The sequence below is a fragment of the Paenibacillus sp. MMO-58 genome, from assembly GCF_037146255.1.
Classification (GTDB): Bacteria; Bacillota; Bacilli; order Paenibacillales; family Paenibacillaceae; genus Pristimantibacillus.
Window position 1 is genome coordinate 453,250 of sequence record NZ_JBBCVY010000004.1, and the last position, 12,129, is coordinate 465,378.

Here is a 12,129-nt window from a genome sequence, read left to right on the forward strand (position 1 = left end):
AGGGAGGATTATTAATGAAGAAAACGATAGGATACCGGCGCAAGGAAATAATCTGGTCGCTTATATTTGTCACGCCGCCCGTGCTTGGATTTCTGATCTTTGGGCTGGCGCCGCTCTTAACCTCGTTTGGTCTCAGCTTTATGACCTGGGATATGCTAACCCCTTCGAAGATTGTCGGCTTCGATAATTTTCATTACATGTTTAATGACGAGAAATTTTATAAATCTCTCTACAACACCTTCTTCCTGCTGCTCGGCATTCCGCTAGGCATGGTCATCTCGATGATTCTGGCTATTATGATGAACCGCAAGCTGGCAGGCATCTCGATTTTCCGGACGATTTATTACATTCCCGTTATCTCGCCGATTATTGCGGTATCCCTCTTATGGCAGTGGATGCTCAATTATGATTACGGCCTGGTTAACGAGTTTATTTGGAAAGTCTTCGGAACGCAAGGCCCGAATTGGCTCGGCGATCCGAATTGGGTAAAACCATCCTTCATTATTATGGGATTATGGGGCGGCGTAGGGGGTACGATGGTGTTGTATCTGGCCGGTCTCCAAGGCATTTCTTCTACCTATTACGAAGCAGCAGAAGTTGACGGGGCTACCCGTTGGCATCAATTCAGGCATATTACGCTTCCGCTTTTGTCGCCGATTCACTTCTATGTTGTCGTTATGGGCATTATCGGAACGTTCCAGTCCTTTAGCCAAATGTACATTCTGGCTGCAGACGGCGGACCGGAATACAGCGGCGCGACAATCGTGTACTACATTTTCCAAGAAGCGTTCAAATATTTCAACATGGGTTACGCAAGTTCGGTTGCCTGGGTGCTTGGCATCCTTATATTCATCATTACGTTGGTACAGTTCCGCTTGTCCAAGCGGTGGGTGTACCAGGATTAGGAGGCCTTTAAGCAATGGCTAATCAACGCCGTCTTATCAATACCTTAATATTCGTGCTGCTGCTTGCGGGATCCGTTATTATGCTGGGCCCGCTCGTATGGACAGTGTCGACTTCATTAAAAACGCAGCAGCATGTGTTCGACGTGCCTCCGCAATGGATTCCGGAACCGCTCACTTGGCTCAACTATAAGGATGTCTGGTCGAAGGCGCCTCTATTATACGGATTCATGAACAGCGCAATCGTTGTAGTGTGCGTGCTGACTGTCGGTTTGTTTGTGGCAGCGATGGCCGCTTATGCATTCTCCAAGTTCGAGTTTCCGTTCAAGGAATGGATCTTTATGGCGCTGCTTGGCACCATGATGATTCCTTATTCGGTTGTTATGATCCCGCAATATATCGGCTTCTCTGAGCTTGGGTGGGTGGATACGCTTGCGCCGCTTATCGTTCCGGGCCTGTTCGGCAATATCGTAACGATCTTCTTCTTCCGGCAGTTTATGCAGGGCTCTATTCCGAATGATCTGATCGATGCGGCAAAAATCGACGGCTGCGGCTATTTCCGCACCTTTACGACCGTTGCGCTTCCGATTGCGAAGCCGGCGATTGCCGCGCAAGCAGCGCTTGGTTTTATGGGCATCTGGAATGATTTTATGGGTCCGCTCATTTACCTGCATACGCCAGAACGCCAAACGATTCAAGTCCTTATCGCAAGCATGCAGTCCAACTATATTTCCACCTCGAATTACCCGTCCCTGATGGCGGCGTCGATTGTTGCGCTTGTGCCGGTTGTTATCGTGTTCTTTATGGCGCAGCGTTACTTCATCGAGTCGATGGCGATCAGCGGTATTAAGGGGTAAAGACATGAACGGATGGCAAATGAAACGATCCTTGATCGGCATTGGCATCGCGGTCGTACTCGCAGCAGGCGGAGGAGGGATATGGTTGCTTACGCAAAACCAGGATGAGCAGGGACAAGCAAGAGAGGCTGTTACGATGGACCGGACCTATCAGAATCCGATGACGCTGGGCCAGGAATGGGAGGATTACGGCATCGGCGATCCTTACGTGCTGCGCTACAACGGCAAATATTATTTGTACTGCAGCACGAAGGACTGGCGGGTTGGCATAAAAGCATGGAGCTCCGACGATCTGGTGAATTGGAGCTACGAAGGGCTGGTAACGGAAGAGCCGGTAAGCGAAGGCGCTTATGCGCCGGAAGTGGTGTATTGGAACGGTTCCTTCTATATGTATACGTCTCCTGCGGGCAAAGGGCATTACGTGCTGCAAAGCGACAGTCCCACAGGACCGTTCAAGGTAAAAACCGATAATCTCGGCCTTACGATTGACGGCTCCGTCTTTATCGACGATGACGCCAAATGGTATTTCACCCATGCCGAATCCGGAGGCATTATGGCTAGCAGCATGAGCGATCCTTATACGATCGAAGCAGGCGATAAGCTAAACACGTCATTGGGGCATTGGACGGAAGGCTCGATGATTATTAAGCGGGGCGGCACATATTTCATCACGTATACCGGCAATCATGTTTTCTCGAAAGGCTATCGCGTTAATTACGCAGTAGGGCATGAGTCGCCAACCGGTCTGTATACGATACCGGACAATAATCCGCTTATCATCTCGACGGACAAAGATTTTAACGGCCTTGGGCATAGCGCGACGGTACTTGGCCCGGATATGGATTCCTATTATATCGTTTATCACAATCTGGTCGGCAGCTCGGCCGAAGGACCTCCCGTAAGGAAGCTTAACATGGACCGCCTGACGTTTAACGGGGATAAAATGTCCGTGCTTGGCCCAACGCATGATGCGCCGGTTCCGGCTCCCGCGCTTCCGGCATTCCGCGATCCGCTTGGCGGCAGTCCAAGCGCGGATAAATGGCAATCGGCCGAAATCTCCGGGGCTGATGCGGCCTGGGTGACTTCGATGCCGACGGGGGACCGTTTTACGGCAGAATACAACGTTGCGCTAGGCAGCGAAAGCGGTGAATTGGAGACGATCTTCTCTTATACAAGCGCGGACGATTATCGCAGCATTCGGGTCAATCCGGCAGACTATTCCATTTCGTTACGGGATGCGGCGTCGGATAAAGAAGTGCAGAAGGCATCTTTGCCTGCGGGCATGGATTTCTCCAAGCTGCATACCGTTCGGGTAGAAGCGGACCGGAGCGGAACAAGAGTGTACTGGGATGGACTTCTGCTCATCGATAATGCGGAGCTCGCGGCAAAAGCCGGACAAATCGGTTACGCCTGGACAGGCGGCTTGAAGCCGGAGCTGCAGTATACGGCATTCTCCAATGAAGCGGGCGGCAGCAGCGACAACAAAATCATCAAGCAGGTGCCCGGCACGATGGAAGCCGTGCACGCTACAGCGTCCGGCAATAATGAAGTCACTATTCATCATGAAGGAACGCCTGACGGCAGCTACTCGGCCGAACTGACTGGCAAATCCGCTGAGCTTGCTTTCCCGGTATACGTCCGTTCGGACGGGGACTATATGCTGGCTGCGATGATATCGGATGCTTCCGCGGGCTCTACGCTTGAGGTTGAAGCGGGCGGCGTAAAGCGGTCCGTAAAAATTAAGGCGGAGCAGTTCGTTACCGAAGACGATTCCTCGGAATGGATGAAGGTTCCGCTAGGAACGTATCCGTTGAAGCAGGGCTTGCAGTGGCTTACGCTCTCCAAAGGAAAAGGAAATCCGGACATCCGGTTTATCGAAACAATCGAGGCGGCAGCGCCTGAAGGAGAACAGCAGGTTGCTTTTGACCCGGACTCGACCTTTGGGTATTGGCAGGAAGAGGGCGGTACCGTAGGGCTGCAGTTGGCCGGCGATAATTCGATGATATTCGGCGGGGATACCCGCTGGACGGATATGGAAGTTGGCGTGGACGTCACGCAGGACGAAGCCGCGGAAGACGAGGCGTCGATTCTGCTACGGACAACTATGGAATCCTCTTTTCGCGATCAGGTTGCTGATTCTTTTATCGGGTATGAGCTTACCTTCCGCAACGGCAGAATCATCCTGAAGAAAGTCAGCTACGAAGTGAATCAAGAGCTTACCTCCGGCGTACTGGAGCTGGAGAACGGTAAAGCCCATTCCATACGGATCAAGCTGAAGGGACCAAGCATCCAGGTATTCGACGGGGACAATGACGAGCCCGTTCTGACCTGGACGGACCGGAATGCCTTCCTGCATGGACGGATCGGACTTCGCGCGAGCTCTTCGGAGTGGCAATTCAGCCATATCACGGTAAATACGAAATCATAACATTCATTCATCATTAACGCAGCGCATAGGCGTAACAGAGAGCAGGGAAATACGTATGACAACAAAAATGTATATCAAAAACTACCCGCGGCCGCAATTCGTCCGCGAGCAATGGGTCGATTTGAACGGCGAATGGAACTTTGCGTTTGATGATGCCAATACGGGCGAAGCGAATTTGCCGGCTGTATTCAGCAGCGATTTGAAGATTAACGTGCCTTTTACTTACGAAACGCCGGATAGCGGCATTAACGACGAAAGCCATCATCCTTATGTCTGGTACAACCGTACGCTGGATATTCCGGCCGAAGCCGAGGGCTCGAGAGTGCTGCTGCATTTCCAAGCCGTCGACTATGTCGCGAAGGTATGGATTAACGGTACTTACGTCGGCTCCCATCAAGGCGGCTATGCGGCTTTTTCCTTCGACATTACGCCTTATATCGCCATTGGCGGGGAGAACCAGCTGACCGTTAAGGTAGAGGATAGCATGGACGCAACGCAGCCGCGCGGCAAGCAGCGCTGGGTGAAGGACAATTTCGAATGCTTCTACGTGCAGACGACGGGGATCTGGCAATCGGTATGGATGGAATTTGTCGCTCCCGTCCGCGTGGATTCCGTCAAGATAACGCCGGATATCGACAACCGCACCGTTCGTTTCGAATATCAGGTAGAAGGCGATTATTCGGCTTCGGATATCCGCGTGGAGACCATCATTAGCTTGAGGGGCAAACAGGTGAAGCAGATGAGCCTGACGGTAGACCGTCCTTGGCTTCAGCTGGATGCCGATCTCGTTCACGAGGCGAACGGCCCGTGGAAGCATAGCATGTGGTCGCCGCAGCATCCGAATCTGTATGACGTGGAGTTTATTTTGTATAAGGGCGATACCAAGCTGGACCATGTGTATTCGTACTTCGGCATGAGAAAAATCTCGATCGAGAAGGGCCGTATCCTGCTCAATAACGCGCCGCTCTATCAACGTCTTATTCTGGATCAAGGTTATTGGCCGGATAGTCATCTGACGCCTCCGTCGGAAGAAGCGCTGATTGAGGACATCGATCTTATACTGGACATGGGCTACAACGGCGTTCGCAAGCATATGAAGGTGGAGGATGCGCGCTTCCTGTACTGGTGCGACGTGAAAGGCCTGCTCGTCTGGTCGGAGATGGCCGCAACCTTCGAATTTAACGACAACGCCGTTCATAAGTTTACGAACGAATGGATGGAGGTTGTGCGGCAGCAGTACAATCACCCGTCTATCATCACTTGGGTTCCGTTCAACGAATCCTGGGGCGTCATGAACATCAAGAAGGACAAGAAGCAGCAGAAGTTTACCGAAGCCATCTATCATTTGACCAAAAGCTTTGACCCATACCGTCCGGTTATTACGAATGACGGCTGGGAGCATACGGTATCCGATATTCTGACTCTTCACGATTATGTGGAGACAAAAGAAGAGTTCGAGAAGCGTTACAGCAACAAGGACGCAATCCTGAATAACGAGATCTCGTTTAACCATTGGAAGTATGCTTTTGCGGATGGTTACGAATATCAAGGGCAGCCGGTCATCGTCAGCGAGTTTGGCGGCATCGCCTTCCAGACGGAAGCAGGATGGGGTTACGGCAACCAGGTAGCGTCGGATGAGGCGTTCTTGAACCGCTTCCGCAATATCCACCAGGCGATCAAGGACAGAGATTATATCGTTGGCTACTGCTATACGCAAATTACGGACGTGCAGCAGGAAATGAACGGAGTGCTTACGGCAGACCGCAAGCCGAAGCTTCCGATCGAGAAGATCCGCGAAGTGAATCTGATGTAATATGAAAAAAATAGCGAGGCAGGAATTACTCCTGCTTCGCTATTTTTTATGTCTAAGCCTTTATTTTACCGATGCAACCTGCTTCGTATCGTCTGCCGGCGTAACCTTCTTGTTCCATTCCGGCAGCGAAGCGACATATTCATCCGACATGCTGATCAGTCGGTGCGCTCTCGTAAAGGTGTCCTCCGTATCCTGCGGAGTTGTGACCGAGCCGCCCGCAATCGGATAGGTGATGCCGTCCGCGTAACCCGAGCCTGGCACAAACGCGCCTTTATCCGTAATGAAGGAACCGGTAGGGAGATAGTAACGTTCAGGCAAAATGTTGCTTGTATGGTTCAGCAGATCCTGTCCGAAGTGGACTTGATCCTTAAGCGAGACGCCAATCAAGTTCGAGATGGTCGGGAAAATATCCGACTGTCCGCCAACTTGAGGGAAAACTTGAGGAGTTTGATTAGGCACGGACATAATCAGCGGGATATTCATCATATCCGGCAGCGTATAGTCACGGCCGTAAATTTCCTTCATCAGCTTCTTCTCATTGTTGTTCAGGGAGTAAATCGGCAGTCCTTGATGATCACCGTACAAGACGATTACGCTGTTATCCCAAACGCCGTTTTTCTTCAGTTCGTCGATCAATTGGCCAAGCGCGTAATCCGCGTAGTTCTGGGCTTCAATGTAGTCGCCGACAAGCGTGTTTTTATAGCGGTCCGGCAGTTCCATCTTGTATTTGCTTTCCGGAATGCGGAACGGATGATGGCCGGACATGGAAATCAGTTGAACATAGAACGGCTGGCCGGTCTGCTGCATGCGCGCAAGCTCATCGGACGTCTTCGCGTACAGAACTTCATCGGAAGGACCAAAGGCAACGGGATCCTCCTTGCCAAAGAACCGGTCATCATAATATTTGCCCCAGCCAAGCGCCTTATACAGCTGGTCGCGGTTCCAGAACATAACGTTGTTCGTATGGAAGGTTGCTGTCTGGTAGCCGTTAGCGGCAAAGGCCTTCGGCATGCTTGGCAGCTCCTTGTCGGCATACACCTCGGAAGCCGCGCCGTTAGGCGGAACGTAAAGCGATGTATTCACGACAAACTCGGCATCCGCCGTATTGCCTTGACCCACTTGCTGGAAGAAATGCGGGAAGTAGAAATGATCCGCAGCCAGCTTATTCATATTCGGCGTAATTTCTTTGCCGTCGATTTTCAAGTTTATGAGGAAATTCTGGAATGCTTCAAGCTGTATAACAATGACGTTTTTGCCTTTTGCAGCTTCCCAATAAGCAGGCTGAGCGGGCTGAGCGCTTCCTTTTTCCTGCTCGACCATAGCCGGAGTGACTTCCTCCGCGTTAATCGGCAAGTCCTTGGAAGGGGCAAACGTCGCATAGATCTCGTAATTCAGGATCCCCATGTTTTTCGCCTGCTGGAATTCGTTCATATCCTGGCGGTAAGGAATGATGGCAGTTGCGCATGCGGCAACCGCAAGCACTTGTCCAGCCACAAACCAGCTTCTTCTTCCTTTGACCGACAAGGTGCGGCTCCAAGCGCGGAATCGCTTGCTGCTGGCGATCATGATGAACAGGAACACGATATCCGTAAAGATAAACAGGAAGTAAGGATCCATCAGCGAGAAGACGCTGCTGTTTACTTCGCCAACCTGGTTCACCTGGCGCAGCTCATGATAAGTAACGATAACGCCGAAATATTTGTAATACATAATAACCGCAAAATAAATACCGGTTAGAATGAGGTCGAGGATCAGGTAAGTCATAAACTTCTTCCTGTAAGCAAAGGCCTCGATAAGACAGAAAATAAATCCGATTGATGAAATGCCAGTCAACAGCATTTTAACGATATCTCCCGTGCCGCCATCGAATACGATGATCCAGACAAGGAGCATTTTTAGAATCATAATAATGGAAAAGACAACAAAAGGCTTGTTCAGCAGCGCTTTCCACCGATATCCGTTAGTCAAAACGAATCGTCTCCCTTTCATTCAGTTAATTACCAAGGGTAAGCTGTATAATATGAACGGCTGCCCCCGTATGTACCGATTGCAGCTCGCGACTTGCGGGATTAGTAATAGGGTTGTTCAAAATCGTACGTTCATGCATGCCAGCAGACGAAAAAGTGCTGCGGGGGTGTTTGACGGAAAAGCATCAAAGCATTAACCTCCGAGCACGCGTGTACGAAGTCTCTATTATTTACTTTACTACTATAATTCATTAAGAGAATGAAAAGCAAGATAACCGAAACGGAAGCCAGCATTTGCATAGGCTGGCTTTATTTTTTCGCTTCCTGTTTGACAACGAAATCTTATCTTGCCATAGCGGAAAATAGCGTTATGATGGAGATAGATTCATATCCTTTATATTTTAGGTACTGCAGTGTTTATCACGATTGGGAATCGCATAAAATAAGGAAAGAAACTAATATTCCCGAAGCGGGAGGTACCTATGCGAAAAACAGGTTGGAAAATAGCGACAGTAGCAGCTTTGCTTGCCGTTGCCATCGGTTTAAATATGAAATCCGATCTGTTCTCTGTTTTTGCGTCTGCGTCAAGCGGCGGAGGCGGTACGATCGATCAGCTCGAGGATGAGCTGGCATCGCAATTTCAAAGCAGATCCGAGCATTTTACGCTTCAATATAAAGGAGACAAGCACAAGCTTTCCGACGGCTTGCAAAATACGATTAATCTGGCGCTGGCGCAGGATGATTACACCGCGTATATTCTTGACTCCTATCTTTATACCATCCGCAGCTGGGGTAATCTGTCCACCATCAAGCTGGAGGCCAGATACCGCGAGACGACGGAGCAGACCGCTGCCGTTGATGCCATGGTCAGCCAAGCGATCGGGCAGATTATTACCCCGCAGATGAATGAGCATGAGAAGGTGAAGGCGATCCACGACTGGATTGTCAATAGACTGCGGTATGACGAAACCTTAAAGCATTACACCGCTTACGAAGCTCTCACAACGGGAACCGCTGTATGTCAAGGTTATTCGCTGCTTGCTTATAAAATGCTAAAAGCTGTCGGAATTCCTGTTCTTATTGCCGAGGGCAAAGTTAAGACCGGCGATCATGCTTGGAATATGGTGCAGCTCGGCGGCAATTGGTATCATCTCGATCTGACCTGGGATGATCCGGTTGTGAAGCAGGCCGGCACGCAGCAAACCGAGTCCCGTCTCAGCTATAGCTATTACTTGAAGACGGATGACGAGATGCGCGTTGATCATCAATGGGTCAAAACCTATCCGGCGGCAAACCATTCCTATGGCAGCGAGCTTAACAAGCTAAGGAACACGGACAGCGGGAAGGCGGATGTCTACGCTAAGCTCATCACCGATCTTGGCCTGCACTGGACGGAGCCGGAAAATACGGTAGCCAGCCTGGTAGAGCTGGAGCAGGAAATCCGCGAGGCCGTGATGGAGCAGCAGACGGGCATGAAGTTCCGTTATCTGCATGGCGCGCAGCTTGCGACCGATCTGCCGACGGCCTTTAAGGTGGCGCATGTATCCGTTCGCTATTCCGCCCGTTACGAGCCATACGGCAATGACGGTTCGATGCTTGTGCAGGTCCAATTGGATTATCAATAAAAATAGGAAAGAGCATTCGCTTGCGATCAAGCGAATGCTCTTTTTTGCGACACCATTGCGATATCAGCAGTATATATAGCCCGGATTGGCTTGAAAAGTACGGATTTGAGGTAATATATTGTACTTTCTGCAACGTAAATCAGCTTATGCAACGTAGCTGGCAGCTTCGCATCCGGACCGAGACTCAAATAGCTGTTCTTATTGCTGCTGCTCGCGGCTACGGGCAGCGGTCATCTGCTGCCATACGGAGCCGGCAGCTTCCTCGCCGCGCTCGATCCGCTCCAGCGCGATCTGCGCTTGCAGCTGAATCTCGAACTCGGCATCCTTCGCTGCCTCGCGCAGCGCTTCCACGGCGCTCTCGTCGCCGGCTTCGTACAGGAAGCGCGCAGCGCGCCAGCGGACAAGCTTGTTCGGATCGCGCAGCGCTTCAATCATCGGGCCGGTAGCAGCCGGATCGCCCCAATCGGACAACGTATCGCCGGCTGTACGGCGTACGGAAACGGACTTGTCGCGCAGCGCCTCGAACAGGTAAGGCATGGCTTCCGGCGTGCGCAGGTCGCCAAGATAAACGACGGCAAGTCGGCGGATCGACATGTTCTCGTCATGCAATGCTTTAGCAATCAGCGGCAGCAGTTCGGGCTCCGGAGCCATCCGCTCCAGCGCGGCGTAACGGACCTGCCATTCCGGCGACTCGAAGCGCTTGGCGATTTCTTCGCCAGAGAGCGGTGCCGGTCTAGCCGGAGCAGCGGATTCTTCGCCAGGACCTAATGCCTGGGCTGCCGAGATAAGCTCTTTCAGCCGGTCAGGCGTATAAGCAGCCTCCAGCTCCTTCACGATCTCGGCCGCAATCTCTTCAAGCTCGCCGTAACGGACGCCAAATTCCTCCAGCTTCCGCTCGCGGATCATCGAAGCGCCGGCCGCTTCGGTTACGGCATCGGTAAATTTCTGCGGCAGCGCGGAGCGGGCTTCGCGCTCGCCGTTTTTCACGCGTACCTGGATCGGGATGCCGCGGTACATCTGCACAAGCACATGCGCCTCGCCGTAGCTCTCAGCCGCAAGCGAGGCTCCCGCTGACGCGTCGCCATCATTGCCGCCTTGCAGCAGCGCTCTCGCGTCGGCGAGAATACGCGCCCAGTCCGCGTTAGCTACGCGGTCCAGCGCGATAAAGTCGGCCGTGCGGAAGATGCTCCGCACGCCTTCGATAGCGAGGAGAGTTTTCAACGGCTCCGGTGCGGACTCGATTTCTTTTTTCGTATAGGATTGTCTGATATTGCGCGGAAGCGATTCATCCACGTTCAGCTTCATGGAATTTGGACTTGGGGTTGGTTCTATTGAAATAAGTTTCATTTTCACTATGCCTCCCGTTCACTAACTTAAGCTTATTAACATAGTGTACATGAAAAAAACAGCTTACGCGAATACAGCTCGGCAGCAGTTGATTGGACATTCCCAAGTTGGTATCTTTAAATAACAGGGCGAGACAATCAGGAGGGATGTACGGTTGAAGCAGAATAAATTTACGAAATTTACGAAATTTACGAACAGCGAGCCGGTACAGCTGCAAAATTCCATAAAGCATCTGCAACGATGGCGCCAGGAGCGTCTCCGTAAAATAAAAACGAAGGATTATTCCTATTCCGTTCCGTGCGTTGAGCCGGACCTTTCCTTTTTGCATGAGAATCGGGCAAAGCCGTCTTTGACGTGGGTTGGGCATTCTACCTTCTTTGTTCAGCTTGCCGGTAAAAATATTATGACCGATCCGGTATGGGCCGGACAGATGGCTTTTCAGAGAAGACTGGCACCACCGGGGCTGCCGATTGACGACGTACCCCCGGTTGATATTATTCTTATCTCTCATTCCCACTACGATCATCTGCATATCCAATCGCTTCGGCGTCTTCAGGGCAACAAGCTGCTGCTGGTTCCGGCAGGGCTCCGCACGAAGCTCAGGCTGAAGGGATTTACGAATGTAAGAGAGCTGCACTGGTGGGAGTCGGTTGTTATCGACGGCATCCGCATTACCTTTGTTCCTTCGCAGCACTGGACCCGTCGCAATCTATGGGACATGAACAGCTCGCATTGGGGCGGATGGGTGATGGAGCCGGTTCAGAAGGAATCCTTGGATCCAACGATTTATTTTGCCGGTGACAGCGGTTATTTTTCCGGCTTCAAGGAGATCGGAAGCCGATTCGATATCGATGTGGCTTTAATGCCGATTGGCGCTTACGAGCCGGAATGGTTCATGGGACCTCAGCATGTGACGCCGGAGGAGGCGTTGCAGGCGTTTGAGGATACGGGAGCCAAATGGTTTGTACCGATGCATTACGGAGCGTTTAAGCTTGCCGACGATACGCCGCGAGAAGCTCTTGACAGACTGGCTAACGAGCGGGAACGAATCGGGCTGGAGGAACAACGTGTCCGAATTCTCCTTCACGGCGAAACTTGGCGCTGCCCAAGCCGGGAAAATAACAAACGAGAACAAGAGTAAGCCAAATAAGCACAGTGACTCTCCTTGGCAGGAGAGCTATACTTAGGAT

Annotated in this window: 8 protein-coding genes; 6 read left to right on the plus strand and 2 right to left on the minus strand. The window is 51.5% G+C overall.

Annotated features, from left to right (window positions below):
• Positions 1-14: 14 nt before the first annotated feature.
• From WFJ73_RS15535 to WFJ73_RS15550, 4 genes are read left to right on the plus strand one after another with little or no spacing between them, the layout of a single operon-like run.
• On the plus strand, positions 15-905 hold the full coding sequence (locus WFJ73_RS15535; RefSeq protein ID WP_336773931.1) for a carbohydrate ABC transporter permease: 891 nt from the start codon (positions 15-17) through the stop codon (positions 903-905).
• Positions 906-919: 14 nt separating this feature from the next.
• On the plus strand, positions 920-1,759 hold the full coding sequence (locus WFJ73_RS15540; protein WP_127491594.1) for a carbohydrate ABC transporter permease: 840 nt from the start codon (positions 920-922) through the stop codon (positions 1,757-1,759).
• A 4-nt stretch (positions 1,760-1,763) separates the two neighbouring features.
• Positions 1,764-4,187 carry a glycoside hydrolase family 43 protein gene (locus tag WFJ73_RS15545; RefSeq protein ID WP_336773932.1) on the plus strand — a complete coding sequence of 808 codons (2,424 nt, stop codon included), beginning with the start codon at positions 1,764-1,766 and terminating at the stop codon, positions 4,185-4,187.
• Positions 4,188-4,242: 55 nt separating this feature from the next.
• Positions 4,243-6,000, plus strand: a complete 1,758-nt coding sequence (locus tag WFJ73_RS15550; RefSeq protein WP_336773933.1) for a glycoside hydrolase family 2 protein — start codon at positions 4,243-4,245, stop codon at positions 5,998-6,000.
• 60 nt (positions 6,001-6,060) lie between these two features.
• Here WFJ73_RS15550 and WFJ73_RS15555 read toward each other — a convergent pair whose 3' ends face one another.
• A complete protein-coding gene (locus tag WFJ73_RS15555; protein ID WP_336773934.1) occupies positions 6,061-7,968 on the minus strand; it encodes an LTA synthase family protein in 1,908 nt (635 codons plus the stop codon).
• A 481-nt stretch (positions 7,969-8,449) separates the two neighbouring features.
• On the opposite strand from WFJ73_RS15555, the gene WFJ73_RS15560 reads away from it, so the two are divergent.
• Positions 8,450-9,592, plus strand: coding sequence for a transglutaminase domain-containing protein (locus WFJ73_RS15560; RefSeq protein ID WP_336773935.1), 1,143 nt, complete (start codon positions 8,450-8,452; stop codon positions 9,590-9,592).
• Between the two features lie 198 nt (positions 9,593-9,790).
• Here the strand turns inward: WFJ73_RS15560 and WFJ73_RS15565 are convergent, their stop codons facing one another.
• A complete protein-coding gene (locus tag WFJ73_RS15565) occupies positions 9,791-10,939 on the minus strand; it encodes a virulence factor (protein ID WP_336773936.1) in 1,149 nt (382 codons plus the stop codon).
• 154 nt (positions 10,940-11,093) lie between these two features.
• Here WFJ73_RS15565 and WFJ73_RS15570 point away from each other — a divergent pair, with 154 nt between their 5' ends.
• On the plus strand, positions 11,094-12,080 hold the full coding sequence (locus tag WFJ73_RS15570) for an MBL fold metallo-hydrolase (RefSeq protein ID WP_442955954.1): 987 nt from the start codon (positions 11,094-11,096) through the stop codon (positions 12,078-12,080).
• Positions 12,081-12,129 lie beyond the last annotated feature (49 nt).